30 protein-coding genes and 3 pseudogenes are annotated in these 26,962 nt (G+C 67.2%); 20 read left to right on the forward strand and 13 right to left on the reverse strand.

Annotated elements, in window-relative coordinates:
• Nucleotides 1-32 precede the first annotated feature (32 nt).
• Both JOD67_RS33025 and JOD67_RS41470 read left to right on the forward strand, forming a co-directional pair.
• Nucleotides 33-1,194, forward strand: a pseudogene (locus tag JOD67_RS33025) (Mu transposase domain-containing protein); the annotation flags it as partial.
• Between the two features lie 148 nt (nucleotides 1,195-1,342).
• Nucleotides 1,343-1,807: an ATP-binding protein gene (locus JOD67_RS41470; RefSeq protein ID WP_307782645.1), complete on the forward strand. Its 465-nt coding sequence runs from the start codon at nucleotides 1,343-1,345 to the stop codon at nucleotides 1,805-1,807.
• A gap of 112 nt (nucleotides 1,808-1,919) precedes the next feature.
• On the opposite strand, the gene JOD67_RS33035 is transcribed toward JOD67_RS41470, so the two are convergent.
• Complete coding sequence (locus JOD67_RS33035) at nucleotides 1,920-2,477, reverse strand: zinc-binding dehydrogenase (protein ID WP_307782755.1); 558 nt, start codon at nucleotides 2,475-2,477, stop codon at nucleotides 1,920-1,922.
• On the opposite strand from JOD67_RS33035, the gene JOD67_RS33040 reads away from it, so the two are divergent.
• Nucleotides 2,476-2,808, forward strand: a complete 333-nt coding sequence (locus JOD67_RS33040) for a TfoX/Sxy family protein (RefSeq protein WP_205121612.1) — start codon at nucleotides 2,476-2,478, stop codon at nucleotides 2,806-2,808. The two genes, JOD67_RS33035 and JOD67_RS33040, sit on opposite strands and share 2 nt — an antisense overlap.
• A 3-nt stretch (nucleotides 2,809-2,811) precedes the next feature.
• Here the strand turns inward: JOD67_RS33040 and JOD67_RS33045 are convergent, their stop codons facing one another.
• Nucleotides 2,812-5,181, reverse strand: a complete 2,370-nt coding sequence (locus tag JOD67_RS33045) for a PEP/pyruvate-binding domain-containing protein (RefSeq protein ID WP_205121613.1) — start codon at nucleotides 5,179-5,181, stop codon at nucleotides 2,812-2,814.
• Nucleotides 5,182-5,191: 10 nt separating this feature from the next.
• Nucleotides 5,192-5,809 (reverse strand): TetR/AcrR family transcriptional regulator, encoded by a 618-nt coding sequence (locus tag JOD67_RS33050; protein WP_205121614.1) that lies wholly within the window; start codon nucleotides 5,807-5,809, stop codon nucleotides 5,192-5,194.
• Between the two features lie 217 nt (nucleotides 5,810-6,026).
• On the opposite strand from JOD67_RS33050, the gene JOD67_RS33055 reads away from it, so the two are divergent.
• The 11 genes and pseudogenes from JOD67_RS33055 (at nucleotide 6,027) to tsaD (ending at nucleotide 12,997) form a co-directional block, all read left to right on the forward strand.
• On the forward strand, nucleotides 6,027-6,164 hold the full coding sequence (locus tag JOD67_RS33055; RefSeq protein ID WP_205121615.1) for a hypothetical protein: 138 nt from the start codon (nucleotides 6,027-6,029) through the stop codon (nucleotides 6,162-6,164).
• Nucleotides 6,165-6,500: 336 nt separating this feature from the next.
• Nucleotides 6,501-8,102: an MFS transporter gene (locus tag JOD67_RS33060; RefSeq protein WP_205121616.1), complete on the forward strand. Its 1,602-nt coding sequence runs from the start codon at nucleotides 6,501-6,503 to the stop codon at nucleotides 8,100-8,102.
• Between the two features lie 46 nt (nucleotides 8,103-8,148).
• A complete protein-coding gene (locus JOD67_RS33065) occupies nucleotides 8,149-8,883 on the forward strand; it encodes an alpha/beta fold hydrolase (protein WP_205121617.1) in 735 nt (244 codons plus the stop codon).
• 176 nt (nucleotides 8,884-9,059) lie between these two features.
• Nucleotides 9,060-9,170, forward strand: a pseudogene (locus JOD67_RS42520) (RNA polymerase sigma factor); the annotation flags it as partial.
• 151 nt (nucleotides 9,171-9,321) lie between these two features.
• On the forward strand, nucleotides 9,322-9,627 hold the full coding sequence (locus tag JOD67_RS40625) for an RNA polymerase sigma factor (protein ID WP_239554146.1): 306 nt from the start codon (nucleotides 9,322-9,324) through the stop codon (nucleotides 9,625-9,627).
• Complete coding sequence (locus tag JOD67_RS33075) at nucleotides 9,624-9,860, forward strand: anti-sigma factor family protein (protein WP_205121619.1); 237 nt, start codon at nucleotides 9,624-9,626, stop codon at nucleotides 9,858-9,860. Before JOD67_RS40625 ends, JOD67_RS33075 begins: the two co-directional genes overlap by 4 nt.
• A gap of 39 nt (nucleotides 9,861-9,899) precedes the next feature.
• Nucleotides 9,900-10,073 carry an anti-sigma factor family protein gene (locus JOD67_RS33080; RefSeq protein ID WP_205121620.1) on the forward strand — a complete coding sequence of 58 codons (174 nt, stop codon included), beginning with the start codon at nucleotides 9,900-9,902 and terminating at the stop codon, nucleotides 10,071-10,073.
• Nucleotides 10,074-10,326: 253 nt separating this feature from the next.
• Nucleotides 10,327-11,100 carry an enoyl-CoA hydratase-related protein gene (locus tag JOD67_RS33085; RefSeq protein ID WP_205121621.1) on the forward strand — a complete coding sequence of 258 codons (774 nt, stop codon included), beginning with the start codon at nucleotides 10,327-10,329 and terminating at the stop codon, nucleotides 11,098-11,100.
• Nucleotides 11,101-11,270: 170 nt separating this feature from the next.
• On the forward strand, nucleotides 11,271-11,498 hold the full coding sequence (locus tag JOD67_RS33090) for a hypothetical protein (RefSeq protein WP_205121622.1): 228 nt from the start codon (nucleotides 11,271-11,273) through the stop codon (nucleotides 11,496-11,498).
• A gap of 75 nt (nucleotides 11,499-11,573) precedes the next feature.
• Nucleotides 11,574-11,960, forward strand: coding sequence for a hypothetical protein (locus tag JOD67_RS33095; protein WP_205121623.1), 387 nt, complete (start codon nucleotides 11,574-11,576; stop codon nucleotides 11,958-11,960).
• A 6-nt stretch (nucleotides 11,961-11,966) separates the two neighbouring features.
• Nucleotides 11,967-12,997 (forward strand): annotated as a pseudogene (gene tsaD / locus JOD67_RS33100) (tRNA (adenosine(37)-N6)-threonylcarbamoyltransferase complex transferase subunit TsaD).
• Between the two features lie 181 nt (nucleotides 12,998-13,178).
• Here tsaD and JOD67_RS33105 read toward each other — a convergent pair.
• The 5 genes from JOD67_RS33105 to JOD67_RS33125 form a co-directional block, all read right to left on the reverse strand.
• Nucleotides 13,179-13,349, reverse strand: a complete 171-nt coding sequence (locus tag JOD67_RS33105; protein WP_205121624.1) for a hypothetical protein — start codon at nucleotides 13,347-13,349, stop codon at nucleotides 13,179-13,181.
• A 113-nt stretch (nucleotides 13,350-13,462) separates the two neighbouring features.
• The gene (locus tag JOD67_RS33110; protein ID WP_205121625.1) at nucleotides 13,463-13,891 is read right to left on the reverse strand and encodes an MFS transporter; all 429 of its coding nucleotides are present in this window, start codon (nucleotides 13,889-13,891) and stop codon (nucleotides 13,463-13,465) included.
• 20 nt (nucleotides 13,892-13,911) lie between these two features.
• The gene (locus JOD67_RS33115) at nucleotides 13,912-14,430 is read right to left on the reverse strand and encodes an MFS transporter (protein WP_275577204.1); all 519 of its coding nucleotides are present in this window, start codon (nucleotides 14,428-14,430) and stop codon (nucleotides 13,912-13,914) included.
• Nucleotides 14,427-15,002 carry a nickel pincer cofactor biosynthesis protein LarC gene (gene larC / locus JOD67_RS33120; RefSeq protein WP_205123265.1) on the reverse strand — a complete coding sequence of 192 codons (576 nt, stop codon included), beginning with the start codon at nucleotides 15,000-15,002 and terminating at the stop codon, nucleotides 14,427-14,429. Before larC ends, JOD67_RS33115 begins: the two co-directional genes overlap by 4 nt.
• Nucleotides 15,003-15,009: 7 nt before the next feature.
• Nucleotides 15,010-15,900, reverse strand: a complete 891-nt coding sequence (locus JOD67_RS33125) for an alpha/beta hydrolase (RefSeq protein ID WP_205121627.1) — start codon at nucleotides 15,898-15,900, stop codon at nucleotides 15,010-15,012.
• A 1,117-nt stretch (nucleotides 15,901-17,017) separates the two neighbouring features.
• On the opposite strand from JOD67_RS33125, the gene JOD67_RS40630 reads away from it, so the two are divergent.
• From JOD67_RS40630 to JOD67_RS40640, 3 genes are read left to right on the forward strand one after another with little or no spacing between them, the layout of a single operon-like run.
• The gene (locus JOD67_RS40630) at nucleotides 17,018-17,482 is read left to right on the forward strand and encodes a helix-turn-helix domain-containing protein (RefSeq protein WP_239554147.1); all 465 of its coding nucleotides are present in this window, start codon (nucleotides 17,018-17,020) and stop codon (nucleotides 17,480-17,482) included.
• A gap of 39 nt (nucleotides 17,483-17,521) precedes the next feature.
• Nucleotides 17,522-17,842: a hypothetical protein gene (locus tag JOD67_RS40635; protein ID WP_239554148.1), complete on the forward strand. Its 321-nt coding sequence runs from the start codon at nucleotides 17,522-17,524 to the stop codon at nucleotides 17,840-17,842.
• Nucleotides 17,842-18,135: a transposase gene (locus JOD67_RS40640; protein WP_307782756.1), complete on the forward strand. Its 294-nt coding sequence runs from the start codon at nucleotides 17,842-17,844 to the stop codon at nucleotides 18,133-18,135. The genes JOD67_RS40635 and JOD67_RS40640 overlap by 1 nt, the downstream gene beginning before the upstream one ends.
• A gap of 7 nt (nucleotides 18,136-18,142) precedes the next feature.
• On the opposite strand, the gene JOD67_RS33135 is transcribed toward JOD67_RS40640, so the two are convergent.
• Nucleotides 18,143-19,783: a hypothetical protein gene (locus tag JOD67_RS33135; RefSeq protein ID WP_205121628.1), complete on the reverse strand. Its 1,641-nt coding sequence runs from the start codon at nucleotides 19,781-19,783 to the stop codon at nucleotides 18,143-18,145.
• Nucleotides 19,784-19,902: 119 nt separating this feature from the next.
• Between JOD67_RS33135 and JOD67_RS33140 the strand changes: the two genes are divergently transcribed.
• Nucleotides 19,903-20,238 (forward strand): AbrB/MazE/SpoVT family DNA-binding domain-containing protein, encoded by a 336-nt coding sequence (locus JOD67_RS33140; RefSeq protein WP_205121629.1) that lies wholly within the window; start codon nucleotides 19,903-19,905, stop codon nucleotides 20,236-20,238.
• Between the two features lie 293 nt (nucleotides 20,239-20,531).
• On the opposite strand, the gene JOD67_RS33145 is transcribed toward JOD67_RS33140, so the two are convergent.
• Both JOD67_RS33145 and JOD67_RS33150 read right to left on the reverse strand, forming a co-directional pair.
• Nucleotides 20,532-21,944, reverse strand: a complete 1,413-nt coding sequence (locus JOD67_RS33145; RefSeq protein ID WP_205121630.1) for a hypothetical protein — start codon at nucleotides 21,942-21,944, stop codon at nucleotides 20,532-20,534.
• 1,461 nt (nucleotides 21,945-23,405) lie between these two features.
• Nucleotides 23,406-23,753 (reverse strand): hypothetical protein, encoded by a 348-nt coding sequence (locus JOD67_RS33150; RefSeq protein ID WP_205121631.1) that lies wholly within the window; start codon nucleotides 23,751-23,753, stop codon nucleotides 23,406-23,408.
• Nucleotides 23,754-24,140: 387 nt separating this feature from the next.
• Between JOD67_RS33150 and JOD67_RS33155 the strand changes: the two genes are divergently transcribed.
• A complete protein-coding gene (locus JOD67_RS33155) occupies nucleotides 24,141-25,247 on the forward strand; it encodes an IS630 family transposase (protein ID WP_205121632.1) in 1,107 nt (368 codons plus the stop codon).
• On the opposite strand, the gene JOD67_RS33160 is transcribed toward JOD67_RS33155, so the two are convergent.
• Nucleotides 25,244-25,381 carry a hypothetical protein gene (locus JOD67_RS33160; protein ID WP_307782646.1) on the reverse strand — a complete coding sequence of 46 codons (138 nt, stop codon included), beginning with the start codon at nucleotides 25,379-25,381 and terminating at the stop codon, nucleotides 25,244-25,246. The genes JOD67_RS33155 and JOD67_RS33160 overlap by 4 nt on opposite strands.
• 210 nt (nucleotides 25,382-25,591) lie before the next feature.
• Between JOD67_RS33160 and JOD67_RS40645 the strand changes: the two genes are divergently transcribed.
• Nucleotides 25,592-26,617, forward strand: coding sequence for a GNAT family N-acetyltransferase (locus JOD67_RS40645; RefSeq protein ID WP_239554149.1), 1,026 nt, complete (start codon nucleotides 25,592-25,594; stop codon nucleotides 26,615-26,617).
• Here JOD67_RS40645 and JOD67_RS33170 read toward each other — a convergent pair.
• Nucleotides 26,614-26,961 (reverse strand): sulfatase/phosphatase domain-containing protein, encoded by a 348-nt coding sequence (locus tag JOD67_RS33170; RefSeq protein ID WP_239554150.1) that lies wholly within the window; start codon nucleotides 26,959-26,961, stop codon nucleotides 26,614-26,616. The genes JOD67_RS40645 and JOD67_RS33170 overlap by 4 nt on opposite strands.
• Nucleotide 26,962: the final 1 nt, after the last annotated feature.

Raw genomic sequence — 26,962 nt, forward strand, 5'->3', positions numbered from 1 at the left:
AGGCGAGCACGCAGCCCGTCCTCGCGGCACTCGAAGCGTTCATCGAGGGCCATCTGCACGCGTTCCATGTGCTGGGTGGCGTGCCGTTCGACAAGATTCGCTACGACAACTTGAAGTCCGCGGTGTCGCGGGTGCTGTTCGGCAGGAACCGGCCGAGTCGCAACGGTGGATCGCGTTCCGCAGCCACTACGGCTTCGACGCGTTCTACTGTCAACCCGGTGGTGACGGCGCGCACGGAAAATGGTGGCGTGGAAGGCCAGGGCGGCCGGTTCCGCCGCACCCACCTGGTCCCAGTGCCGAAGGTCGACAGCCTGGTCAAGTTGAACACGCGGCTCGAGGGCTACGACCGCGCCGATGATGCCCGCCGGATCGCGAACCGGACCCGCACCGTCGGAGCCGACTTCGCCCTAGAACACCCGTTGCTGCAGCGGCTGCCGGCGGAACCGTTCGGGGCCGGGCTCTGGCTGACCTCACGCGTCGATCGGCACGCACGGGTGATGGTGCGCCAGTGCCAGTACTCGGTGCCAGCCCGTTTCATCGGTCGCCGCGTCCGAGTCCGGCTCGGCGCCTCAGATCTCGTCGTCCTCGACGGCCGCACCGGGATCGCGAGTCATGCCCGCTCGGTCCAGAAGGGCTCCCAGACCATGCTGCTGGACCACTACCTCGAAGTGCTTGTCCGCAAGCCCGGCGCTTTACCAGGCTCCACCGCCTTAGCCCAGGCCCGCAAGCAAGATCGGTTCACCTCCGCGCACGAGGCGTTCTGGGCCGCGGCAAGGAAACGACACGGCGACGCCGTCGGCACCCGCGCACTGGTCGAGGTGCTGCTCCTGCACCGCCACCTCGCCTTCGACGACGTAATCGCCGGGCTGACCGCCGCGGTCAGCGGTGCGACCAGCGCCGACGTCGTCGCGGTCGAGGCCCGCCTACACGCCAACCTCGCTGATCCCGCCGCTGATCGGGCCGCCGGTCGGGGCAAAGACCGCCAATCGCCAACACCGCAAGGCCGAGATCTCCGTCGGCGGGGAACGGGTGGTGTCGCTGACCGAACGCCGGCTGCGGGACTTCCCGCCGGATCCTCGGCCCTTGCCCACCGTCGACCAATACGACGAACTGCTGCCCAAACCTCACCCCGGCCACACTGCAAACGCTGAGTCGAGAGGATCAGCATGGGCCCACGCCGCCGCCGCGCGATGACCGAAGAGGCCGCCGAGACAGCCGTCGACCAGGCCTGCCGCTCGCTGCGACTGCCGACCGTCCGGTCCCGCGTCACCGAGCTCGTCGACATCGCCGAACGCGAACAACTCACCTACCGCGGGTTCCTCGCCGAACTCCTGCTCGCCGAGTGCGACGACCGGGACCGGCGCCGCTCCGCCCGCCGCGTCAAGCCGCCGGGTTCCCACGGGAGAAGTGGCTGGCCGACTTCGACTTCGACGCCAACCCCAACATCAACCCCGCCGCCATCCACACCCTCGCCTCCTGCGCCTGGGTCCGCACCGGCGACCCGCTCTGCCTCATCGGCGACTCCGGCACCGGCAAGACACACCTGCCGATCGCGCTCGGCATCGCCGCCGCACAAGCCGGCCACCGAGTGAAGTACACCCTGGCCACCAAGCTGGTGAACGAACTCGTCGAAGCCGCCAGCGTCGCCATCGCCTCCAATGAATCCTTTGCCGGCTGGACGAAAACCTTCACCGACCCACGACTCTGCGCCGCCAGCGTCGACCGACTCACCTTCGCCGGCAACATCATCCAAACCGGCACCGACTCCTACCGCCTCGCCCACGCCCGCACCCTCAACGCCAGCTGACCAAGCCCCGGAGATGATCCTCAGTCCGGCACCACGCTCGGAAGGTGGGGCCAAATCAAGCCGCCACCATGGGGCCAGATCAGGTTGACACTCAACCTCAGGTCCTCGAAGCTCAGGACCACTTGCAGAACCTCCTGCGGGGTCTGGTCGATGAGCTCGAACCTCGCCGCCGCCTCGGTGATCGGCCGGATGTACGACACCAACCGCGCAGCTGGATCCGTCCGGCGATCGCGAGGCCGAGGACCGGGGTGTTGAACCGGTACCGGTCCCAGCGGTGCGGGAGCGCGGGAGCCACCCCGGAGATCTGGGAGGACACCACCGGCACCCGGTTGAGGTGGAACTCCTCCCCCCGCCGCAGGCCGACGGCGTCGCCAGGGACGAGGCGCGCCGCGATCACGCGGGAGCTGTAGGCCACCGAGCGGACGGCCTCGTGCAACGCACGCGCGTTGCCGCTGACCTCGATCGCCACGTCGGCGCCACGACCTCCCGCCAGGTCGCGGATCCGTTCGGCGCCGTCGCCATCGCTCGCGTCCAACGTGACATCGACGCCGACGACGCGGGCGCCGTTCAGCCTGGCCAGCAGACGATCTCGCCGATGTGGAGGTCGGCGTCGAGCATGACGTTCCTCGACGATCGACCAAGCGCGTTTGAGGCGTAGGATCCCACGGATGGCCTACGACGACGAGCTTGCGGACCGCGTGCGAGAGCTGCTGGCGGGCGAGTCGGGAGTGACCGAGCAGCGCATGTTCGGCGGGTTGGCCTTCCTCCTCAACGGGAACATGGCCCTTGCCGTGAGCCGGCAGGGAGGAATTCTGGTCCGAGTCGACCCTGAGGACGTCGACCGGCTCCTTGCCTCCTCTCGCGCCGAGGCGGCCGTCATGGGTGGGCGGACGATGCGAGGGTGGCTGCGGGTCCACGCCACGCGGCTTCGTACCATCGAGCTCGCCCGTTGGGTGAGTCGAGGCGTCGAGTTCGCGAAGTCCCTGCCTGGGAAGGACTGACGGCTACCCGGTCACGCGACCGGCGCCGCCGTCGACCGTTACGATCTGGCCGTCTACGAGTGTGGCGGTGCCCCTTCCCGTCGCCATGATCGCGGGGATGCCGTACTCCCTGGCGATGATCGCGGCGTGCGAGGCGACGCTCCCGGAGTCGACGACGACGGCGGCGGCGAGGTGGAACAGGGGCGTCCAAGCCGGGTTGGTATACGGGCACACGAGTATGTCGCCCTTGCGCAGAGTGGCGAAGTCGCTCGTTCCGAGGACGACTCGCACCGGCCCGGTGGCTCGCCCGCTGGCCGCTGGCGCCCCGGTAAGGAGAGCGTCGTCCCCCGTGTCCGGTACGTCCGACAGTGCGGCGACGTCGATCATCGGGACGTCCGCGAGCTCTTCTCGGCGGGCCGCTCTGCACGCGACCGCGGCGCGGAGGCGCGAGGCCTCGGCATCGGGAACGCTTGGCACGTGAGGAATGCCCTCGAGCTCCTCAAGCCGCAGGTGGAACACCTCCTCCGGCTCGTTCAACACGCCCTCGTGGTGGAGCCGCGTGCCGATCTCGAGCAGTGCTCGACGAAGCACCGACATAGGACGGGTCATGTGATAGTGCGTGTCCTCGCGGAAGGCGATGCCAGCGCTCGCCACAGCGACTAGTCGCTCCACCGATCGCCGCGTCGGTGACCATCGCATTGCCGTATGCGTACGGAGTGCGTTCATTGCGAGCTCCGCACGGGTGGTGGTCTCGGACGCCTCGGGCTGGCTCGCCATGGCGGCGAGCATGCCAAGGACGGCTGCGGGTTCCTCGCTCCAGGTCGGCGCCGACACGTATGCCGGGCTCGACGTCTCGCGGTGCCCGTGGCGGTGGAGAAAGTCGGCGAGGGCGTCGCCGAACTCCGCGAGCTCGGCACGTTCCCTCAACTGGTGCAACACCTCAGGTGACTCGAGTTCGACGAACGCGCGCGCCAGGGAGGCATCGGCACGAACCCTCCGCGCGAGCATGTCCAGCTCGGCGTTCGCCTCGGCCGTGAGCGTCGGCGCGCCGATGATCAGGTCCGCGAAGAGGGCACGCCGGCCGAGGGCGCGGAGGACCAACCAAAGGCCTACGCCTGCCAGCAGGACCCGTGGCAGGTACGACTTTCGGAGCTCCACGATGGGCCTGGCCAGCGCCATGATCCGACGAGGCGAACCGACAAGCGCCGGCCACGACAGGGAGGCCGGTTGCTGTCGGGCCACCTCCTCCAAACCTCGTTCGAACTCGCGGAACCGCGGGTCCTCGGTCCACCGCGTGTGGTCGTGGCGCGCTGCTCGGCTGACCACCCGGAACGGCGCGGTCAGAGTACGGGGCGTAGGCCGCAGGGCCGGCGGGACGAACCGTTCCACGATCCCGTCGATCTCGGGTAGTGCCTGCTCGAAGGCGTTCGAGATGCCGAAGAACTCGGTCAGCAAGCCACCCTGGAGCCCAAGCGGGCCGTGCGGGACCCAGGTGGTCATGTCCAGGGGGTACGGGCGGCTGTTGATGTAGTCGGCGATCGTTCGGGCGAACCTGCGCTGCCTTCCGGTGAGCGGTGGGGCGGGTAGGGCGGTCATGGGCCGGGCCTGCACGAGCCAGATCGTGCCCTCCGCCGAGGCCCATTCGATGTCCTGCGGGCAGCCGAAGTGGCGGGCGACGATGCGCCCGAGTCGTGCGAGCTCACGGAGCGACCTGCGGGACATCACCGGACGGATCGATCTCCCGCGACCGCTGGCGCCATTCGCCTGACCTCCTCCTCTCGACCATTCCGTCAGACGGTCGCGACGACCGAGGACGTAGTGGTCCGGTGTGACCAGGCCGGAGACCAGCGCTTCCCCTAGCCCTTCGCAGGCGTCGACTACGACCTGGTTGCGGTCACCGGTCACCGGGTGGGCAGTGAACATCACGCCCGCGTGATCGGCATCGACCATGCGTTGGACGATCACCGCGATCCTCGCCTGCCCGGTGATGCCCTGCCGCTGTCCGTACGCGAGCGCTCGCTCCGTCGACAGGGAGGATTGGCACTGCCGTATGGCCTCAAGAAGGCTGTCGAGACCGCGCACGTCGAGGAACGTGTCGTACTGCCCGGCGAACGTCGCGTCCGGAAGATCCTCCGCGGTGGCGCTCGATCGTACGGCCACCGGCCCGTTCCCAAGGGTCCGATAACCCTCGACGATCGCCGCACGCACGGATGCGGAAAGGTGCTCGACGCGAGTCGTGACGATGAAGGCCTCGGGCACCGGTAGGCCTTTTCGCGCGAGCTCGCCGAGGTTGGCGCCCTTGCCTCCGACGAGGCTGACGTCCTCGGCGCCCACTTCGCCGAGCCAGACGATCGGCTCGTCGAGATCGGCTGTCTTACGCTGGCTGACGGTCATCGAGTTCTCCTCATGTACGCCGCGAAGTGCCCGGCCGCGTGCATTCCAGGAACCACCTGACGTGTGTCCGCGCTCGCCTCCGCGCCTGCTTCCTGTCCTCGTCGTCGGCACCCGCGTGGAGGTGGTCGAGTCGAAGAGTCACGACGGGCGCGATGAACTCCCACGCCAGATGCTCGGCGGGGAAGTCAGCTCGGATGGCGCCCTCCCGCATCCATCGTTGAAACAGGGCGCCGAGACGCGCGCGAGTCTCGGCGACGCTCGCCCAGAACGTGTCGGCCACCACCGGCGAGGCCGGACCGCCCTCCCGCAGCAGGAAGCTGAGGAACCTCCTGGCCTCGTCCTTCTCCCAGGCAGTCAAGAGCGCACGGACTATCTGGGGAAGGACAAGGTCGGGCGGAGCATCGCGTTCCGCCACTTCCAGAGCAAGCAGGCGATCTTTGCCGCCCTTCTCGTCGACTCCACCACCGCGGTGCTCGATGTGGCGGTGCGCAAGGCGGGCGTAGATGGCGCTCTCCCGGACACCCACGCCCCGCGCGATCTCTCGGATCGAGGTTGCCGCGTAGCCGTCGCGGGCGAAGCCCGCGAGAGCGACGTCGAGGATCCTGCGATGCGTGGTTGCCCCGTCCACTTTCCGTGGGCGCCCACGCGTTGGGCGAGGTTGCATGGAGATGACCATGAAACGAATCATAAATGAACGATCGTTCACTCGCCAGTCATGAAATAAACGAACGATCGTTAAGAACTTGACCAGCGGAATCGTCGTCGAAGAAGCGGCGAACGTCGAACTACTTCGCTGTCAGGACCATGTCGAACTCTGCGATGCCCTTGAGCTCGCATGTCGGGTGGTGGAAGTCGCGCGCGCACTGACCTGGGAACGCGCACTCAGACAGGCACGCTCCGACGAGCTCGACGCTTCCTACGCCACCGCGCCGATCCGCTGCCTGCACTCGCTCCTGGACGACTCCCACCTCGGCGGAGCCTGACGTCCCCGCAATAGCCCACGACTTGATCACCCGCGTAGAGGAGGAATGATGAGCCTGAGCAGCAACTCGATCCAGACCTCGGTCGCGGTCTCCGACCAGACCCGCTCCACCTGCACCAGCTGGAGCAGCTGGTGCACCACCGCGCCGGCAGGCGCATCTGTTGGTCGGGGCGCTGGCACATTCGAGCAAGTGGCGCGGCGTGCTCGCCGACGCCGAAGACTTCCCGCACCTTCTGCCTGTGCTGGAGTCCTCCATCCCCGAACTGACGGGCACGGCCTCCTAAGAAATCCCCGCGGAGCGTGTAACGCCTTGGCGTACTGCTGACACTGCACCGCCATGAGCACACAACTTGTCGAGCGGACGCCCCTAGCTGCGCGGAAAGCAACACGGCGCGAGTGGATCGGCCTTGCCGTCCTCGCGCTCGCCTGCTTGCTGTACGTGATGGACCTGACGGTGCTGCATTTCGCGGTTCCGGCCATGAGCGCCGACCTGCAGCCGACGAGCACCCAGCTGCTTTGGATCATCGATGTGTACGGGTTCATGGTGGCTGGCGCGCTCGTCACGATGGGCACCCTCGGCGATCGGATCGGCAGGAGGCGGTTGCTGATGGTCGGTGCAGCCGCGTTCGGAGTCGTGTCGATCCTGGCGGCGTTGTCGACGAGCTCGGAGATGCTGATCGTCAGCAGGGCGCTCCTCGGGATCGCCGGTGCGACGATTGCGCCGTCGACGCTGTCGCTGATCTTCCACATGTTCCAGGACCCGAGGCAGCGGACGTTCGCGATCGGGATTTGGGTCGGCGCCTTCTCTGCCGGCAGCGCGATCGGTCCCGTCCTGGGCGGAATCCTGCTCGAGAGGTTTTGGTGGGGCTCGGTGTTCCTGCTGGCGTTGCCGGTCATGGCCGCGCTGCTCGTCCTCGGGCCGAGGGTGCTGCCGGAATATCGTGACCCGAAGGCCGGCCGGCTCGACCTTCTCAGCGCCGGCATGTCGGTCGTCGCGCTGCTCGGCGTGGTTTTCGGGTTGAAGCAGATCGCCCAGGACGGCCTCGCCGCACTGCCGGTGGCGACCATCATCGGTGGCGTCGTCGTGGGAGCGCTGTGGGTTCGCCGTCAGAAGCGGCTCGCCAACCCAATGATCGACCTCAGCCTGTTCCGGGTGCGGCGTTTCAACGTCGCGCTCGCCGTCAACTTCCTAGCGATCTTCGTACTGGTGGGCTACTTCCTGTTCGTCGCCCAGTACCTGCAGCTCGTTCTCGGGCTGTCAACACTTGAGGCCGGTCTGTGGTCTGCGCCGTCAGCCGTCGGATTCATCCTGAGCTCCCAGCTCGCGCCGCGGGTGCTGCAGCGCGTTCGGCCGGCATACGTGGTCGCGGGCGGCCTGGCAGCCTCATCGATCGGGCTGTTCCTTCTTACCCTCGTGGGGACGCAGCAGGGCCTACTCTTGCTGGTGGCGGGAGCGGTGGTGATCTCTCTCGGTATGGGTCCGGTGTTCGGCCTGACCACGGAGATGGTCGTGGGCTCCGCCCCGACGGAACGAGCCGGTGCGGCGTCAGGCATCGCGGAGACCGCCTCCGAACTCGGCGGAGCGCTCGGCATCGCCGCCCTCGGAAGCGTCGGGATCGCCATCTATCGCGGCGGGATCGCTCGCAATCTGCCGGAAGGCGTGCCCGCGGACGCCGCGGACGCGGCGCGGGACACCCTTGGCGGAGCGGTCGCGGCCGCTGGGACCCTTCCCGACCCTACGGGCGCGGCTCTGCTGGACGTGGCGAGGGAGTCGTTCGTGGCGGGCCTGCAACTGAGCTCACTCGCCGCAGCTGTCGTCGCCGCGGGGATCGCCGTGGTAGCGGCGGTCGCGTTGCGCGACAAGGCATCAGACGGTGCCGTAGACCAGCCGACCGACGAGGTCGAGACGTCCGACGAGCCCCTTCCCTGCGCAGCATGAACCTCTCGGCCACCGCCGACCACATCAAGCCTCAAGGAGAACCCTGATGTCGCTCTACGTCCAGCTCGGTGAGGTGTACACCTACTACGAAGACGACGGCGCCGGGGAGGCTCTGGTGCTCTTGCACCCAGGGCTCGCCGACTCCCGGTCCTTCGAGCTCAACGTGCCAGGCCTGGCTGAGCAGTTCAGGGTGTTCAGGCCGGATCGGCGAGGTCACGGCCGCACCCCAGACGTCGACGGCCCGATCTCCTACGAGCAGATGGCGCGGGACACGATCATGTTCCTCGAGCAGGTCGTCGGTGGACCGGCCTTTCTGGTCGGCCACAGCGATGGTGCTCCCGTTGCCTTGCTGGTGGCGCTGAGGCGGCCGGATCTGGTCCGCAGGCTCGTCGTCGGCGCCGGCGTCTTCCACCACGACGGCTGGGCGCCCGGCGTGATCGACCTCGACGAGGAGACCACAGCGTTCTTCATCGAGTACCACGGTGCCGTGTCACCTGACGGGCCACAGCACTTCCCCATCTTCGCAGCGAAGATGCACCGGATGCATACCGACGAGCCCACACTCACCATCGCCGATCTCGCCGGCTACCCAGGGCCGGCGATGGTCATGGTCGGCGACGGCGATGACGAGATCCCCATGTCGCATACTCTTGCCTTCCGCGACGGATTGCCGAACGCTCAGCTTGCCGTCGTTCCTGGCACCGCGCACGGGCTGTTCGCCGAGAAACCCGACCTGTGCAATCGGATCGTCATCGACTTCCTCACCGAGGAATCGGTGTGAGAACGACCGAGACGTCACTGTCCAAGCCGCGCCATCGATTGGGTCGCTATGCTGCGCGGATGGATCTGGAACGGCGCTTCGCACAACCGTTCCCGTCCGACGCGACGCTGGTGGCCTGGTTGCAGGATGGGGACGAGGCCGCGTTCGCGCTCGTTCTCGACACCTGGTCTACGGGGATGCTCCGGCTCAGCAGGACGTTCGTCTCGACGAGCGAGTCCTCCTCCGAGGTGGTCCAGGAAACCTGGCTCGCGGTGCTGCAGGGCATCGCGAAGTTCGAAGGTAGGTCGTCGCTCAAGACATGGGTCTACCGGATACTCGTCAACACGGCCAAGCGGCATGGTGTGCGGGAGCACCGCACGGTTCCATGGAGCAGCCTGACGGACGAAGACGAAGGACCCACAGTTGATCCTTCGCGCTTCTTTGCCGCAGGCGAGCCCTATGAGGGCCACTGGCGGGAGTTCCCCCAACGCGTGGCCGACACCAGAGCAAGAGATGCTGGCCGGCGAGACGCGCCGCCAGGTGACATTGGCGCTCGAGCGGCTGCCCGAGCGCCAACGGGCCGTCATCACCCTGCGAGACGTCCAGGGCTACACCTCGGAGGAGGTGTGCGCGATCTTTGAGATCTCAGCGGCCAACCAGCGCGTCCTGCTCCACCGTGCACGGGCCTACGTCCGAGGTGCGTTGGAGACCTACTTCGCCACAGGCGAGGCCGTTCACCAGCGGAACGGGGAGGCGGAGTCGTGAGCGACCTGGCCTGCAGCGAGTTCGTGGAGCTCGTCACCGCGTTCATCGAAGGTGGACTCGACCCGGACATGGAGAGCCGGTTCGTCGATCACCTGGCGCTTTGCCCGGGCTGCGAGGGATACCTCGACCAGATCCGTCAAACCATCCATACCCTCGGCGAGCTGCCGGAAGACAGGCTGTCGGAGCAGGCGCGACACGATCTGCTCAGTGCGTTCCGCAACTGGACCCGCTGATCATGTAACGCTTCTGGGGGATGCCGACACTGAACCCCCATGATCGATCTGACGTGCCAAGAGCTCGTCGAGCTCCTGACCGACTACCTCGACGGGGCGCTGGACGCCGAGACCAAGCAAGGCGTCGCCGACCACTGCGCGATCTGCGGCGGTTGCGGACCGTACCTCGAGCAGTTGCGCCAGACCATCGCCGTCCTCGGCCGGCTTCGATGACGCGCGGACTCAGGAAAGACAGCCCAAGGCTCCACCTCGGAGGAACACTTCTGGCCCCACCCGAAGCGCGCGACCCCCAAAGATCTCAACCTGGCTGGTCGCGACCGTAACGTGAAGGACAAGCCGTCACGTGCCGTTTGGGCCCTTCGCTGCCGACTACGACGGGTTGCGTGCCGTCACCTGATGGTTGCCGACAATCGGGTCGAAGTGCAGGTACCTGCCCGCCTGGGTTGTTGCGGGATAGCTTGGCGGCATGGATGCATATCGCCATGTCAAGGTCAAGCGGGACGGTGACACCGTCCGGATCACGATGAACCGGCCGGAGCGCCGCAACGCGCTGTCTGGGGAGCACCTGGGCGAGCTGCGGGCGGCCTTCGCCGATGCGGGCGAGAGCGACGCCACCGGGATCGTGCTGGCTGGCGCGGGCCCGGTGTTCTGTGCGGGGCACGACTTCGCCGACGTCGCCGCGCGGGACGTGGTCGGGGTCCGTGACCTGCTGCGCTCCTGTACGGAGCTGATGGGAACAATCCAGTCAGTCCCGCAGGTGGTGATCGCCCGCGTGCATGGTCTGGCTACCGCGGCCGGGTGTCAGCTGGTCGCCTCCTGCGACCTGGCGATCGCGGCAGAGTCCGCGGCGTTCGCCCTGCCCGGGGGCAAAGGGGGCTGGTTCTGTCACACCCCGGCGGTGCCCGTGGCGCGCAGCATTGGCCGCAAGCGTCTGATGCAGCTCGCCCTCACAGGCGAGCCGGTCGATGCGCGCACCGCCGCCGGCTGGGGGCTGGTCAACGAGGCGGTTCCCGACGCCGACCTCGACACCGCCGTCGAGGAATTGCTGCGGCTGGCGACCCGGGGCAGTCGGCGCGGCAAGGCCGTCGGCAAGCAGGTCCTCTACTCGCAGCTCGACCGACCGGAGGCGGACGCGTACGCGATCGCTGTCGAGGTCATGGCCTCGATGTCCGCCTCTCCCGGGGCGCGGGAAGGCATGACCGCGTTCCTGGAGAAGCGGGCCCCGTCCTGGCCCGACTGACGGTACTCAGGGACGGATTCTCAGGAGGGCTGCCGACGTGGGCCGCGCCGGCACGCGGCCGGCTCCTTGTCGCTTCCGACTGTGACGGGTTCGCACCCGCCAGAGTACGGTAAGGGCCACAGGTGGGTCAGAGTTGTTACGCGGGTTGTAACGCGAGAGGGGTGTTGTCGATGGACGTGGACCGCGCCCGGGCTTTGCGCAGCGTGCTGTCTGGCACCGCGTGGGTGGAACGGACGAGGTCCTTTGCCCGTGCGTTGCGGTTCGCGGGGCACGACAGTGGCGGGTTGCTGCTGGTCGGGACTCCGCGCGAGGAGCCGTGGCACCTCACCGCGCACCTGGATGACGAGGCCCGCTGGTCGGAGATCCCCGAGCTCCGACCGACGTTGGTGCGCCACTAGGTCCCGGCGAACGCGCCGGTTCACCTTGCTGTCGACCTGAGCCGGCTGGAGGCCACTCGTCGCGGGGAGACGCTGTTGATCGTCGCCCCCTCGCAGGTGCCCGGCGGGATCCTCGAGCGGTTCGACGATGCACGCCGGCGGGGTGCGACCTTGTTGGCGCTCGAGGCGGGTGACCGGGAGGTCCGTTCCCTAGCGCACGAGTCCCTGACGGTGCTCGACGCCGAGCCGAAGGTGTTCGATCACGACGCGCTGTGGTTGCCGGCGACGGATCGGCCGGACCGACTGATCGTCCCGGACGCGCCGGGTTTCGGGTTCGAGACCGCGCAGCACCTGGTGAGCCTTGCCGCCGGGGAGCAGGCCGCGCCGGTCGGTCGGCGCCGTGGGTTCCGGGACAAGCTGGGCCGCCTGCTCGACCGGATCTCCGGCGACTCCGTAGTCGATCACTCGCTGGCGGGCCGGTAGGCCGAGGTGTCGATCGTTCTGGGGATCGAGACGTCGTGCGACGAGACGGGTGCCGGTCTCGTCGCGGACGGGGTGCTGCTGGGCGAGGGGTTGGCCTCCAGCATGGACGAGCACGCCCGGTTCGGTGGCGTCGTGCCGGAGGTGGCGGCGCGCGCACGTGCACGCCCTGCAGCCCTGTGTCGACAAGGCCTTCGCCAACGCCGGGATCGGTCTCGACGCGGTGTCGGCGGTGGCGGTGACGGCGGGACCGGGCTTGGCGTCGTCGCTGCACGTCGGTGTCGCGGCGGCCAAGGCGTACGCCGTCGCGACGGGCGTGCCCCTCTACGGTGTCCATCATCTGGCCGGGCACGTAGCCGCGGATACCCTGGTCCACGGAGCGCTGCCCCGCCGGTGCGTCGTGCTGATCGTCTCCGGGGGCACACGTCGCTGCTCCTGGTCGAGGACCTCGCGACGGACCGGATCGTCCACCTCGGCGACACCCTGGACGACGCCGCCGGGAGAGCTTCGACAAGGTCGCTCGGTTGCTCGGGCTGTCCTACCCCGGCGGACCGGCGATCTCCGCCGCGGCCCAGGGCGGCGATCCCGAGGCGATCGCCTTTCCTCGCGGCCTCACCAGGCCGCAGGATCCGCCGTACGCGTTCTCCTTCTCCGGTGTGAAATCCGCGGTCGCGCGGTGGGTGGAGCGGACGGCGCTCGACGGCGGTCCGGTCCCGGTAGCTGACGTCGCTGCATCTTTCCAGCGAGCGGTCGTCGACGTCCTTGTCCGCAAGGCGATCCGCGCATGCGAAGACCAGAGCGTGGACGCACTGGTCATCGTCGGCGGCGTCGCAGCGAACGCGAGCCTGCGTGTCGCGGCCGAGGAGGGCTGTGAAGCGGCAGGGATCGAGCTGCGGGTCCCGCCGCCACGGCTGTGCACCGACAACGGCGCCATGATCGCCGCGGTCGGTGACCTACTCGTCCGGGCGGGCGCGGCACCCTCGCCGCTCGCGCTCAGCGCTGTTCCCGGAGTCGAGCTGGAGTTCGCTCGGCTCGGCTGACCATCCTGCGCTCCTCCGGTCGGCCGCGGTCGCCCGCCGGGGGCGCGTTGTTGCGCGTCTGCCTTACCTGATCACCCGCCGACCTCGGTGTCCGGCATGTGCATACTGGCCGGTCGCGGCCTGGTCGGGAGTAGCCCGCGTCGGTGGAGACGGTGCATCAGCCCGGTGCAGCCGAGTCCGATCATGACCGGAAAGAGCCAGGGAAGGCTGGGAGCGCCGTGGCGCGGGCGAGGTCGACGAACAGGCCGGTGGCTGTGTTCCCTATCAGGACGCCGAGCCCGGCGATGGAGAAGTAGACGCCGTAGTAGGTGCCCGTGCGTCGCTCACCGCTCAGCAGCGGGATCAAGTCCATAGCGAACGGCTGGCTGATCATGGAACCGACGGCGAACACGACCGTCCACAACACGATCGGGGCGAGGTTGACCGCTGCCGCCAGCGCTGCGGCCGGTCCGCGATCTGATTCGGCTAGGGGAGGAGCGCTCCGCCGACCATCAGCGGCAGGAACGAGACGGTCATCAGCGACAGCCCGATGACGATCGCGCGTGGTCCTGACCAGCGTGCCCGGGCCGCGGCGGTGACCCGAGTTTGGGTCGTGATGACAAGGAGACATGAGAGCGTGAACATCGCGGTGACACCAAGGTTGCCGCCGGTGAGGCGCTGGATCTCCAGCGGTAGTCCGACGTAGATCTGGTTGGCCAGGACCAGCCAGCCGCCGCCCATGCCCAGCGCGAAGAGCAAGAACGACCGGTTGCAGAGCACGTGGCGCCAATCCATCCAGACCGAGTCCGTCGATGTGGCCTCCAGCCCGCGACGGTATGGAAGCAGGCACAGCACGAACAGCGCGAGCAGGGCGAAGACGCTGGACGCGACCAGCGTGACGAGCCCGAAGTTCACCGCCAACAGGGCAAGGCCGATCAGCGGGCCCAGCAGCTCTCCGACCTTGGCACAGGCCAGGTCGAGCGCGAGGCTTGGACACGGTCGGCGCCGACGGCTTCTTGGGCCAGATAGGACCGCGAGGCCGGGCCGAACAAGACACCCCCGAGACCTGTCAGCACCGCGGCGACCACCACGATCGGGAGCGTGGTGGCGAACCCGAACATCAAGAAACCGATCGCCCGAACGAGCGCTCCGGCAACGATGAGGGAACGGCAGCCAAGGCGGTCCGAGAGCGAGCCGCCCACCACATACAGCCCCTGCTGGCAGAAGGTCCGCAGCCCAAGGACCAGACCGATGACCCCCGCGGTGAAGCCGAGCCCCTGCTGGAGGTGGGCCGCCAGGAACGGCACCAACATGTAGAAGCCGATGGTCATGAACAACCCGCTGATCACGATCACCCGAACCGGCCGCGTCGCAACTCGAAGCTGCGCCCACAACCCCAGGCCACTTGCCCGAACAGCGGCCCGCACACTCGCTGGATCCGATGAGCCTGTCATTGCGTCACGCCAGACGCCGCAGACCCCGCAGACACGGCCGCGGCGAACCCATCGCCCACCAGGAGACGGAGCGTGTTGGCGCGACCGGGCGTCTCCCGGCTCCCGGCACCGATGCCCTGGCGGGTGACCCGCATGGGAGGCTGCGCGGACCAGGCGTCAACATGAGTCGCGAGCAGGGCCGCCCCGGTGGGAGTGCACAATTCTACGACCGACCCAGCACCCGTGCCGTCGGTGTCGCTGGTGTCGCCGGCGTAGGACGGTGCGCCGGCGGCGACCAGGAGTTCGACGACCGCGGGCGGCGGCACCGGGAGCCAACCGTGTGCCGCCTGCACTGTCCCGGAGCCGACCGCGACGGGTGTGGCGTGGATCCGGGCCAGTCCGAGATGGGCGAAGCCCGCGCTCACGCCGACGATGTCGGCGATCGCGTCGAGGGCCCCGACCTCATGGAAATGAATCGCCTCCGGCGTGGTGCCGTGCACGCGGGCCTCTGCCTCGGCGAGCCGGCGGAAGGTGTCGTACGCGGTCAGCCGGACCGGGTCGGCCAGACCCGCGGCGTCGAGGAGCTCGCGGATGTCGACCTCACGACGTGTGGGTGCGGAGGAATGTCAAGAACTCGGTCCTGAAGGCCGAAGGAGCAGTCTGCTCAGCGTCGGCGTAGAGCACCTGCTGAGCATGGCCCGTCCCGGCCGGCAGAACGATGGCCTTGCTGCCGGCCGGTCGCGTGACAGCGGCCAGGTCGCGAAGCTCGCCGGCAGTCGCCGCCGTGTCGTCCTCCGCGAGGACGTACAGCACGGGGACCTTCGCCTCCCGCGCTGCGGCCTCGTACGTCTCGAACTCCCCCGAGACCGGCGGTTGCGACAACCCGAACGGCGACAGGGCGACCGTCCCGCGGAGGGGGCTGTCGGGTCGGGCCGCAGCGACGATGACGTCCGGCGCACCCGCCGACGCCCCCACGACGACGACGTCGCGCGCACCGCGTTCGGTCAGGTCGGCGATGATCGCGTTCAGGTCGGCGAGGCCGTCGGTCGGGTCACCGCAGTCGCTCGCGCCGACGCAGTCCCTGTCGTACGCGACAACGCGAAAGCCTTCCTTCGGCAGCCAGCCGAGCTCGCGGTACCACACGCACAGTCCGCGCAATCCGGATCCGTGGATCAACACCACACCGCGCGTTCCCGTCCCGGCGTGGAGGGCGTAGAGGCGTCGACTCTCGTCCTGGTGGACGTAGGCAGGCTCGGCATCGACGGGCTCGCCGTACCCGGAGCATCGCTCCTCGCCCGCCGGCGGCGTCGTCGGCGTGGGCGACGAGGACGCGGTTGGGCTCGCCTCGACCTCTTCGCTCGCCGACGCCGACGGCGACGGTCCAGCCACGTCGGAGTCCTGCGTCCCGCAAGCCACCGCCATCGTCAACAGCGCAAGGGCAAGCGCCACGGCGATGCCGTTCCGACCCCGCGATTGTTCGTACGTTCTCATGTTCCGCCGATCAGCAATCTAGGTGTACCCGTGCGCACCGTTCCGTCTACTTCGGCTTCGTGCCGCGTGGCGTCGGCGCGACTCGATGATGCCGGTCGCGAATGGTGTCCGCTCGCACATGACGACCGTCCGGAGCGCCACGAGTTCACCATCTCGCACTTGCGCAGAAATGGACAGGTGCTGGTTCACGGCCGGTTTGCTCTGCTCGACGATGACCGCCAACTCCGTCGTCGAGTGCGGCACCTCGAGCGACAGGGAGGATCGCGGCCCGAGTCCGGCCGACCAACGCCGCAACGCGTCGTTGTCCTCGTCGGCCAGGTTCCCTTGCCACCAGCCCAGGTGGAAAGGCTCGTCGTTCGCGCTTCGGCCTGTAGACGATGGAGGTGTCGGCCGGGAATCCAGCACGGCGTTCACCACGACTGGGCGAGAAGAGGTGGCATGTATCTGACCTTGCGACGTGCGAGCTCCGAACGCCGGATCAGCCAGTGGCGGTACATGCGATCACGACTGTCAACAGGCATGCGAAGAATGGTGCTCCGGTATGTGGTGGTGTTCCAGCGTACGCTCGGATCGACCAGCTCGAGACGTTCAACTCCTTCGGCCGACTGGCTGCCACGTGCACCCGGCCACATACGGACTACTCGTGGTTCCTGCGGCGCGTGGAGGGCTGCACACGGCTGCCGCTGGGCGGCGTCGCCGAGGTCGCCGCCGTCGTCTCCCACCATCACGCCTACGCTCTCGCTCGGGCCCACAGCGAGGCCTTCTGGAATGCTTGTCTCGTCCGCCGAGCGGGGCGATCCAGCGCCGGACAAGCCCTCGGACAACAAGGGTCGCTTTCCCGAACTACAGCATCCAAGTTGGGAAATCACCAACTCGGCGCGACTCGGCTACTTTGTCGATGTACCGCAACGGGAAATCGTCCTCGTTCAGGTGCAGTGGATCGGCTGATCCGATGTCACCCGTCGACGCCGCGGGTGGGGACGGGCTCGGCCGGGTGACCTGCTTGGATCCGTTGGGCGTATGCCGCTAGTGCCTCAGCAAGAAACGTTGGCGTTGTAATCGTGTCGCGTTGACCGGTCTGGTGGTGGGTCTGGAGGCTTGCTGCTGGAGGTGGGTCATGGCGCGTCAGCCTGAGGTGTTTGTGCGGTCGTTGGAGCCGGAGGAGGCGCAGCGGCTGGTGAAGATCACGCGGTCGACGAGGGATCGGGTTCGGCTGCGGCGGGCTGGGGTCGTGCTGGCGTCGGTTCAAGGCCGGTCCGCGAGTGAGATCGCGGTCATGTTCGCCGCGAGTGATGGCTATGTGCGGGAGGTGATCCACGCGTTCAACGAGTCCGGGTTCGCGGCGTTGAACCCAAAATGGAGCGGGGGTCGACCGGCGACGATCGGCCCCGCGGTGCGTGAACAGATCTGCCGGATCGCCTCGTGCAAGCCGGTGGAACTGAGGCTGCCGTTCACGACCTGGAGTTTGACCAAGCTGGTGGAGTATCTGGCCGGCCAGCGGATCACGGTCAGCACCGAGACGGTCCGGCAGATCCTGCGCAAGGCCGGCATCAGCTGGCAGGCCACCAAGACTGCGACATGAGCGTGGAAGGCCAGCAAGGATCCTGAGTTCGCCGCGAAGATGGCCCGCATCCTCGATCTATACGACCATCCACCGGCGGACAGATTCGATGGTCGGGTGATCTGTGTGGACGAATTCGGGCCGCTGAACCTGCAGCCACGACCTGGCCGAGGCTGGTTTCCCCTCGGCAGGCCGGACCGCCGACGCGCCACCTACACTCGCCGCGGCGGGGTGCGGCACATGTTCGCCGCGCTTGATCTGGCTACCGGTCTGATGTTCTACCGGTTCCGGGACCGCAAACGCTGGATGGAGTTCGCCGACATCAACAAGGACTTCTGCAAGCAGCTGCGACCCGCTTCCCGGTCGGAAAGCTGTACCTGATCTGCGACAACTACGGCCCGCACGGCAAGGCCGAGGTCGTCGACTGGTGCACCGACCACGGCATCGAACTCGTCTACACCCCGACCAACGCGTCCTGGCTGAACTGGATCGAGTCCGAGTTCACCGCGGTCCGCTACTTCGCGCTCAACGGCAGCGACTATCCCAGCCACAGCGCCCAACAAGCCGCGATCGCCGGCTACATCCGCTGGCGCAACCAGCGCTGTCACCCCAAACGCCACTTCGCCATCGGCTCCAAGATCCGCCAACCCGATTACCTACCCAACGTTGCTTGACGCGGCACTAGCGAAAGAGGCGCCTGAATAGGCCCTGTATTGGGTTGCCCGCCCGCTGCTCGGTGGTCGTCCTGGTTTGATCGCCGGCAGAACCACCGTGGTCTGGTGGGGACCATGGCCGTACCCAGGCACGGCGGGCCTCGGGATCAGAGAAGGCCTGGCGCAGCTGGTCGACGTCAAACTTGATCGGGAGTGCCTTGGTGAGCAGCGCAAGACCAAGGCCGCCTGTGCGCTCGATGGCCGCGCGGTGTTCGGGTGAGGCCTCGACGTTCCAGACGCCGTTCACGATGTTGTGGTCGCCGGCCGCGACTGGTGTCGAGATCGTGAAACCGTCGGAGGTGAGTTCAACGTAGGTGTTGGCCACAGCCGGGGGTACTGAGTCGACACCTTTGTCGAACCCGACGTCGGCAAAGGGGTCGAGGGTGGCGTTGCGGCAGCCACCGCGGCCGCGGGCGATGAGAACTTGCTCGCAAGAGGGGTTAACCGCCACTAGCATTAGAGCATCGTTGGATGGCCCCACTGTCATCCCGGTGGCTTGGTAGGTGGGCAACGACATCGAGCTGCCGATGCCGGCAAGGCCGGACGATCGGCACACGGAGTGATGCAAGCTGAACAGAACCTTCTTGGGGCCATCAAGGCCGGTAGCGGTGACGTCGGCTTTGGCGCCGATCGGGTCGCCACACGTCTGACACGACACCGGCCATAGGTTGACCATGGCCAGCTGTACCGCATCCGTGCCAACGAACTCGGTGATCTCCTTGCTGACGGTGTACTCGACCTGTGTCTGATCGTGAATCTTGCGACTAAGCTGGGCCCTGTAGGCCGGATCGTTTCTGCGATCGGCTAATCCGCTTTCTTCCTTCGTCGCAAGGGATCCTTCAGGTGAGAACCCAGCCTGGGGCTCGGTGCTTATCCAGCCGGTCGCTACGCGTCCGGCGCGCGTCAGTCGGTCGATGTCCTGGAGGGTGGGGATCTCGTCGGGAGGAAGTGCGTTGGAGACGGCGAGGATGATGCCCTGCAGCTGGCGCACACGATCAGCGACCAGGTCGGGACACTCGGCTTGCCAATGGATCGGCGTATCGCGAATGCGTACGTTGATAGTGTGATCGTCAAGGTCGGCTGTGATGGCGGGTACCGGCTCGACGCTCATGTAGCCGTCGCTAGGGACCTTCAGGCCGAATTTGACATAGCTGGTCGAATCGACCATCCACTTGTTGCTTTGGCGCCGGAGCATCACATGCTCGACCGTGGGGTTAACTAGCAGGACGGGACGGTCGTCGCGCTGGCCGTGCTGCCTTGTTCCGGGCAGCAGGCTACAGACGGTGAAGTACGACACGAGTGGTGCGTTGGTGAGGCGGAGACTCGCGGTCCACTCAGCTGGCTGGCACCGCTGGTGGTGGAGTGAGGCGGCGGCGAACCCTGCAGGTGAGAAGTCCATGACTTGCACCGTGGGTCGTTCGGATCCCTGCTCCCACCCGCAGGTCTGACAGTCGCGTGGCCAAAGGTTCGCGGCCAGCTCCTCGAGTCCGCTCGCGCCGAGCTCGCGGGCAGTGCGCTGGTCCACCTCGAACGGATAGTCGTCAGGCACCCTCGGCGCGTGGGAGTTGAACCTCGCTCGTAGCTGGCGGATGCGCTTCGCCTTGCCCACAGCACACCGTCCTCCGCATCGACAGACCTTCCAACAGTTGGAATTTCCGACACCTCAGGTCATGATAGAGCTTGACGGCTGCATGGACGGCTGGCCGGACGATATGGAGTAGCCCCAGCATGAACACGGATCACCCTCAGACTTCCGAGGGGGACGACGAGGGGGTTGTCGGTCGAGCACAAGTGCGCAGTAAGAGTCAGATCACGCTCCCTCGCGAAGTGCGCGACGCTCTCCACCTGGAGCAAGGCGACGTTGTCGAGTTCACGGTCACCCCGGATGGGGACGTGAAGTTGCGTGCGATGACGACTATCCCGACCGATCAACGCTGGTTCTGGACCGAGGAATGGCAGGCTGGCGAGCGGGAGGCGAGCGCAGACATCGCTGCGGGCCGTACCCGCTTCTTCGAGTCCGACGAGGAGTTCCTCGCATACCTGCACGATCCGGACAAATCTTAGGATGCCGACGTACGAAATCTCGCCTCGGTTCGCCCGGGAACACCGCAAGCTCACTGCGGAGCAGCGCGTCCAGTTCGCAAGCGCGGTAGGGGACTTCATCGCCGAGCTTGGAACAGGCCAGTTCACCCCTCGACTCCGGGTCAAGCGGGTCCAGGGAACTGCGGGAGTGTGGGAGATGACCTGGGCGCCCGATGGTCGTGCCACCTTCGAGTTCGGACGCGGTCCCCACCCCGGCGTCCCTCACGTGATCTGGCGTCGGATCGGCACCCACGAAATCTTCTCTAACCCGTAGATCATGACCCGCCCGTCGCTTTCCGCAGCTCGCCCAGGAGAGCAACTTCCTCCTGGCTCATGAGTAGAACATTAACGCGGGTCAACTCCGCGAGCAGGCCATCCGCACCGCTGTCGGCAACCTGCCGGACAGACCCGACCACAAGGACGAGACCAATCCCCACCCCCGGCCCGGCCTTGGCGATCCGCTCCGCGGCCCGTGCTACGCGAATATCCGCAAGAACTGCTCCTGCATCGTCGACCAGAAACACGATTCCGGGACGCCCCTGGGTCACGTCGCTGGCCGGCTCGATGCGAAACGACGGTAGCGAGTTCCGACGATCAACCTCGTCCGCCCAGGCTTCAAGCAGGTTCGCAGTGGCAGTTCCTGAGCTTGTGACCTCGGCAGCGGAGGCGAAGGTGTCGGCCAGGCCTCCGTCGAGGGGATCCGCCACGATGCAATGGAAGACCGTCGAAGCGATCGCCTCGACGGCGATCACCCGCAGGTTCATGGTCTTTCCGATGCCCCGCGGGCCGGCGATCAGACCGTTCTCTACACGGACCCCGGGAGTGTGGAGTTGCCAATAGGCGGGCCCGTCCATGCCTACGCCGATCTCGAACCTGCCGGTCGCCGAATCGTAGGTGACCCCGCCGAACGGTACGAACTCCGGTAGCCAGTCCACCTCGTCGACCGAGTGGGGATCAGCAATTACACCGTGCGCCGTCACGCCAGCTGGCGGCTCGGACGGATCCAGCTCGGCGAGTGTCAGACCGATCTCACCTGAACGCAGGACTCGCTTCAGCGGCTCGGGGTTCTCGAACATGGTTGGTTCGACCGCAGTAGACACTCCGAGAACGACGCCCCGGCAACGTCGAATCCGATCCGCGATACGTCGATCGGCCGGGTCCAGCGGGCACACCCAAACACGATCGCCACAGCGAACGACCAGGCGCTCGTCTGAAAGCCACGACGTGACCAGCCCGGTGGAGTTCACGGTTGGCTGGAACGGCGGCGGCTTCAGGCCGAAGGTTCGGTAGCGATCGACAGTCATGGCCTTGTAGCGGCCGTCGGGACCACAGGTGAGAGCTACCTCCTCAAGACTTGGATTTACCACGAGAACCGGCCAGAGTTCCGCGGTGGCCGGGTCGCCGAAAGGAACCATGATCAGTCGGGCGCTCGTCGTCTGCATCGTACGCTGGCGGGTGGACCGCACCCTCAGCGTGGACCACTGCGGCTGCTCGCAACGCGGATGGTGCAGGCTGGCTATCACCTGATGTCCTTCGTCGCTGACGACCAAGGCCGGACTGTCGACGCCGATCGGTTCACCGCATGACTGGCAGGCTCCGCTCCACAAGTTGCGAGATAGCTCCGTCAAACCATCTGCACCCAGTTCGGAGCGGGTGAACCCATCCACGCGCAAACGCCCAACGGCCATCCACCCATTCTCGCGGATAGAAGTGGGGCGCAACTTCGTTGGCTAGCAGCCGGCGTAGGCGCCATCCGTCGGATAGCTATCGCTGCGTCGTAGAACTCGTGTGGGCAGCGACTCCGGGTCGAACCGACTGCGGGCGGCGTTGACGCTGGAGGGCGGCCAGCGTAGAGCTTGTCGACGCGACCGATCCGACGACAAGGGCATGTCGGCTCCAGGCCGAAGGCAGACGATCGTGAAGCAGCGGGCGGCCGCGAGGCAGAATGGCGCCGTGAGACTGCTGGTCTTGGGGGGCACCTGGTTCCTTGGGCGATGGATCTGTGAGCGCATTGGCTCGCGGTTGGGACGTGACCGCGTTCAATCGTGGCCGCGGCGGGTCTGACGTGGCCGGGGATCACCACCGTGAGGGGTGACCGGAGCCGTATCGTGGACATCCGACGGCTCAGCCAGCGCAGGCCCCTGTTGGCGATCTCCGGCCTGGCCGGCGCGGCGGACGTACGGAGCTTTCAAGGCCGGATGTGAACGCGCCGTCGGTATGCATGTGGATCCCGAACGGGTCTGGATCCTGCGACCTGGCGTCCTGCTGGGGCCCGTACGAGTATGTCGGGAGACTGCCCTGGCTCTTGCGCCCCATGGCCAAGGGCGGCCGAGTCTTCGCGGCGGGTAACCCAGGGCGCACCATCCAACCTGTCGATGTGCGGGACCTAGCCGAGTTCGCCCTTGATTGCATCGTTACGTCCCTCAGCGGGACGATGAACGTCACAGCACAGTTGGAGCAAGCCACCTACGGCGCGATGCTCGAAGAATGTCGCGTCCGCACCCGCGGGGAAGCCGAGCTTGTCTGGGTAGACGACGCCTGGCTAGAACGCCAGCAAGTACGCCAGTGGGCTGAGATTCCACTGTGGCGAACCGCCACGGGGGCCTGGAACGTTCGCTCCGATCGAGCATGGGAGGCCGGCCTCCGATGTCGGCCACTCGACGAGACTATCGCCGACACCTGGACCTGGCTCGGGAACCACGAACTCATGCGGCACGGGCGTCGGGACGAGATCGGGCTCGCACCCGTCAAGGAGCAGGCGCTACTCGACGCCTGGCGGCAAGCACATCAGTAGTTGTTGAGCCACCAGCAGGCAGAGCAGGGCGTTGCGCCTCGGCGGGATGAAGTCTTCAGGTTCCACATCCTCCGCAGCCCACGCGCCGGGTAGACGAGCCTCGCCGGTCGCCGGTCGTCACAGTCGAACGCGAAGTTCGGCCAGACGAACGCCGACGGCAGCAGCACCAGGCCCGACTGCTCCGCCCACTCGGGCGACGAGCGAAGAACTTCGACCCGCAACGGATCCCCCGGCGCCTGCCGGTCGGCCCCAGCAACCCCACCACGACGATGCGTCTCTCATCAGCGCCGCGAAACTCGACGTCGTCCTCCAAGATCTCCTGGATGGTCCCCCAATGCGGCTCGATGGCGACCGTCTAGTACCGCCACAGCTCGTCCGCGAGTCGCGGCATCGCCTTCTCCTTCGAAGCGAGCAACGCGGACGCTCTGGGGAGGTTCTCGCCCCACCTCGCGTTCACGTCGCGCAGCAGGCCGTCGACGGGTTGGCTGCGCAGATGGTCCAGCTGCGCGCTGAATGAGACCTCGGTTCCGATGGCCCCGCCGAAGAAGACACTCGGCAAGCGTCGCCGAGCGGACACCAGGTTCCGCAGGAGTGCGAAGTCGAGGCTCCGGAGGTCGGCACGGATCGATTCGAACCAGGACTGGTGGACGGCCGGAACCGTCCCGGACGCCAGGGTGCACGGGCTCTCGACCACTTCCGCCATGGGCGACGTCGCCGCGCCTGCTCCACGTCGGCCGCGCTCATCCTTACCCGTATCACCCCAGCCATGCTTGGGGAACGCGGCTTTGCCCGCAAGGATTCGGTCAGGCCGAAATCAACGCCGATCATTACGCACTGGCTTGCTCGGCGGTAGCTCACGCTATTCACCTGATGACTCCGTACGTTCCAGGCGAGAGCCAACGGTTCACTCCTATGCGAACCGTCCGCTCCCGGCTACCCGGGTGGGATCGTGCCTTCCCAGTCCTCGTGACCGAGTCGTCCGACCGAGCGGTCCCAGAGCGAGAGTCCCAGGGAGCCGCTCGCCGTCCGTAGAACACATGCTGCTAGTGTCCTCCGCCTGAAATTCGTTGGGTAAGTCTACGATGGGTTCGTGGCGAGGACTGGTCGGCCGAAGGCTGTGTTGGTGTTGACCGATGACGAGCGTGCGCAGTTGGTGCGGTGGTCGCGGCGGGCGAAGTCGTCTCAGGCGTTGGCGTTGCGGTCGAGGATCGTGTTGGCCTGTGCGGTGCCGGGAGCAATGAACACGCAGGTGGCGGCCGATCTGGGGGTGTCGGGGAACACGGTGAACAAGTGGCGGCGGCGGTTTGTGGACCGGCGGCTGGAGGGACTGGTGGACGAGCCGCGGCCGGGTCGTCCACCGTCGATCCTGTTGGACCAGGTGGAACAGGTGTTGACCGCGACGTTGGAGCAGGCGCCGCCGAACGCAACGCACTGGTCGCGGACGTCGATGGCCACCCGCAGTGGGTTGTCGCCGTCGACGGTTGGGCGGATCTGGCGCCGGTTCGAGCTGAAGCCGCATCGAACCGACGGGTTCAAGCTCTCTACCGACCCGCTGTTCGTGGAGAAGGTCGTCGACGTGGTCGGCCTGTATCGCCATCCGCCGGACAAGGCGATCGTGTTGTGTGTCGATGAGAAGTCCGGCATGCAAGCACTGGACCGCTCCCAGCCGGTGCTGCCGATGATGCCCGGCATGCCCGAGCGTCGCAGCCACGACTACGTCCGGCACGGCGCCTCAAGCCTGTTCGCCATGTTGATTACCGCGTTCAACATCGCCGATGGCACCGTCCTCACCGAAACCCATCGACGCCGCCGCGCGATCGAGTTCAAGACGTTCCTCGTCGCGATCGACAAGGCCGTCCCGACCGAACTCGACATCCACGTCGTGTGCGACAACCTGTCCACCCACAAGACCCCGGCCATCCGCGACTGGCTCGCCAAGCACCCGCGGTTCCACATGCACTTCACCCCCACCGGATCGTCCTGGCTCAACCAAGTCGAACGCTGGTTCGCCTACCTCACCACACAACTGCTCCGCCGCGGCGTCCACAAGAGCGTCCACGCACTCGAGAAAGACGTCCGCACCTGGGTCAAGAACTGGAACAACGACCCGAAACCATTCGTCTGGACCAAGACCGCCGACGAGATCCTCAACTCCCTCGCCCGATATATCCAACGAATTTCAGACGGAGCACACTAGTCGCCGACGGCGTAGCCGGCGAGCTCGGACGTGACCGTTCCCGGTGGATGCCACTGGGTGCTGGCCGGAACGAAGGCCATGCAGGGCACGTAGAACCAATGCTCGAGCGAGCCGTTCACGCCGCGGGCGAACACATCCGTCCGCGCTGACCGGGCTGGCGGCGGTCCCCGACGCGCAGCGGCCCGAGGTGGCCGGACGGATCCGGCGCCGGATGACGGAGGTGCTCGAGACGGTGAACGAGGATCCGGCCGCCTTCCTGATCACGTCCCCGTTCACGATCGCGACCATCCGGCGACGCTGAATCCGTTTGCGGCGCCCAGCCGCGATGCGACAGGCTCGGGCGCATGAGCAGGCTCCCCGACACCGAGCGGCTGACGTTCCGGCGGTTCACCAATGCCGATCTCGACAACGTCGAGCAGCTCAACGGTGACGCCGAAGTCATGCGCTTCCTCGACGGCGGTCCGCAGCCGCGGGCCGAGATCGAGGAACGGGCGCTGCCAGAGCTGATCGCCGACCAGAACGAGAACGGCCTCGGGCGATGGGCGGCGGAGACCGTGGACGGAACGTTCGTCGGCTGGTTCTCGACGCACGCCAGGACGCCCGACGACGGTCCGATGGAGTTCTGGGCCAGCTCGGACGACCCCACCGTCGTCTCGATCGGCTACCGCCTCAGCCGAGCCGCGTGGGGCAAGGGCTACGCGACCGAAGGCGCGAAGGCCTTGCTCCGTTGGGCATTCCTCACCCTCGGCGCCACCGAGGTCGTCGCGTCGACGATGGCGGTCAACAAGGGATCCCGCAACGTCATGGAGAAGATCGGCCTACGCCACGACCGGACGATCCACCTCGACTGGCCGGACCCCCTTCCCGGCACCGAGCACGGCGAGGTCGAGTACCGCCTGCACCGCGACGAGTGGATCACCCTCCGCCCCGCCCGACCGGACGAGGCAGGGGAGCTGACCGAGCTGGTCATGAGGTCGAAGGCCTACTGGGGCTACGACGACGCGTTCATGGCCGCCTGCCGGGAAGAGCTCACCGTGCGTCCGGAGGACATCGAGCAGCGCCGGATGTTCGTCGCCACCGCCGGCGACGAGCTCGCGGCCGTCGCCACGCTCGACGGCGCGCCGCCCGACGGCGAGCTCGGCACGCTGTTCGTCGATCCCGCGTTCATCGGTCAGGGCTTGGGCAAACGCCTCTACCGGCACGTCACCGCGCTCGCTCGCGCGATGGGCTTCGCGAGCCTGTCGATCGACGCCGACCCCAACGCCGAGCCGTTCTACAAGGCGATGGGTGCGACCAGGGTCGGCAGCGCGCCGTCGGGCTCCATCCCCGGGCGCGAAGTACCGTTGATGCGCGTCGATCTCGCGTCCTAGGCGGGTACGTCGCCCACCTCGGCCTGGACGCGGGCGAGCTCCTCGGTGAGCTCCTTCACCACAGTCGCGTACGCCGGATCGTCATACCTGCTGTGGAGTTCGCGCGGATCCCGCACGAGATCGAACAGCTCCCACTCGGGCGGCCGCGACTCCGACGACGCGCCCGCCTGGCCGAGGCCGGAGCCGTAGTAGTAGACGAGCTTGTGCTCCTTGGTCCGTACGCCGTAGTGCGAGCAGACGTGGTGCGACGTGTCGAGATGCTCCCAGTAGCGGTAGTACACCGACGCCCGCCAGTCGTCCGGTCGTTCGCCGCGCAACAGCGGCAGCAGGCTGTGCCCCTGCATC

This window comes from Tenggerimyces flavus (assembly GCF_016907715.1).
In the GTDB taxonomy this organism is placed as follows: domain Bacteria; phylum Actinomycetota; class Actinomycetes; order Propionibacteriales; family Actinopolymorphaceae; genus Tenggerimyces; species Tenggerimyces flavus.

Excerpts from the sequence above, each read along its gene's own strand:
- JOD67_RS33140 (WP_205121629.1), top strand. The coding sequence starts at position 19,903 with ATGAACACGGATCACCCTCAGACTTCCGAGGGGGACGACGAGGGGGTT.
- JOD67_RS40635 (WP_239554148.1), top strand. The coding sequence starts at position 17,522 with ATGGCCCGCATCCTCGATCTATACGACCATCCACCGGCGGACAGATTC.
- JOD67_RS33170 (WP_239554150.1), bottom strand. The coding sequence starts at position 26,961 with ATGCAGGGGCACAGCCTGCTGCCGCTGTTGCGCGGCGAACGACCGGAC.
- JOD67_RS33125 (WP_205121627.1), bottom strand. The coding sequence starts at position 15,900 with ATGAGAACGTACGAACAATCGCGGGGTCGGAACGGCATCGCCGTGGCG.
- JOD67_RS33060 (WP_205121616.1), top strand. The coding sequence starts at position 6,501 with ATGAGCACACAACTTGTCGAGCGGACGCCCCTAGCTGCGCGGAAAGCA.
- JOD67_RS33040 (WP_205121612.1), top strand. The coding sequence starts at position 2,476 with ATGGCCTACGACGACGAGCTTGCGGACCGCGTGCGAGAGCTGCTGGCG.
- JOD67_RS33085 (WP_205121621.1), top strand. The coding sequence starts at position 10,327 with ATGGATGCATATCGCCATGTCAAGGTCAAGCGGGACGGTGACACCGTC.
- JOD67_RS40645 (WP_239554149.1), top strand. The coding sequence starts at position 25,592 with ATGAGCAGGCTCCCCGACACCGAGCGGCTGACGTTCCGGCGGTTCACC.
- JOD67_RS33065 (WP_205121617.1), top strand. The coding sequence starts at position 8,149 with ATGTCGCTCTACGTCCAGCTCGGTGAGGTGTACACCTACTACGAAGAC.
- JOD67_RS33150 (WP_205121631.1), bottom strand. The coding sequence starts at position 23,753 with ATGGCGGAAGTGGTCGAGAGCCCGTGCACCCTGGCGTCCGGGACGGTT.
- JOD67_RS33045 (WP_205121613.1), bottom strand. The coding sequence starts at position 5,181 with ATGACCGTCAGCCAGCGTAAGACAGCCGATCTCGACGAGCCGATCGTC.
- JOD67_RS40630 (WP_239554147.1), top strand. The coding sequence starts at position 17,018 with ATGGCGCGTCAGCCTGAGGTGTTTGTGCGGTCGTTGGAGCCGGAGGAG.
- JOD67_RS33080 (WP_205121620.1), top strand. The coding sequence starts at position 9,900 with ATGATCGATCTGACGTGCCAAGAGCTCGTCGAGCTCCTGACCGACTAC.
- JOD67_RS33145 (WP_205121630.1), bottom strand. The coding sequence starts at position 21,944 with ATGGCCGTTGGGCGTTTGCGCGTGGATGGGTTCACCCGCTCCGAACTG.
- JOD67_RS40625 (WP_239554146.1), top strand. The coding sequence starts at position 9,322 with ATGAGGGCCACTGGCGGGAGTTCCCCCAACGCGTGGCCGACACCAGAG.
- JOD67_RS33115 (WP_275577204.1), bottom strand. The coding sequence starts at position 14,430 with ATGACAGGCTCATCGGATCCAGCGAGTGTGCGGGCCGCTGTTCGGGCA.
- JOD67_RS33090 (WP_205121622.1), top strand. The coding sequence starts at position 11,271 with ATGGACGTGGACCGCGCCCGGGCTTTGCGCAGCGTGCTGTCTGGCACC.
- JOD67_RS33105 (WP_205121624.1), bottom strand. The coding sequence starts at position 13,349 with ATGGACTTGATCCCGCTGCTGAGCGGTGAGCGACGCACGGGCACCTAC.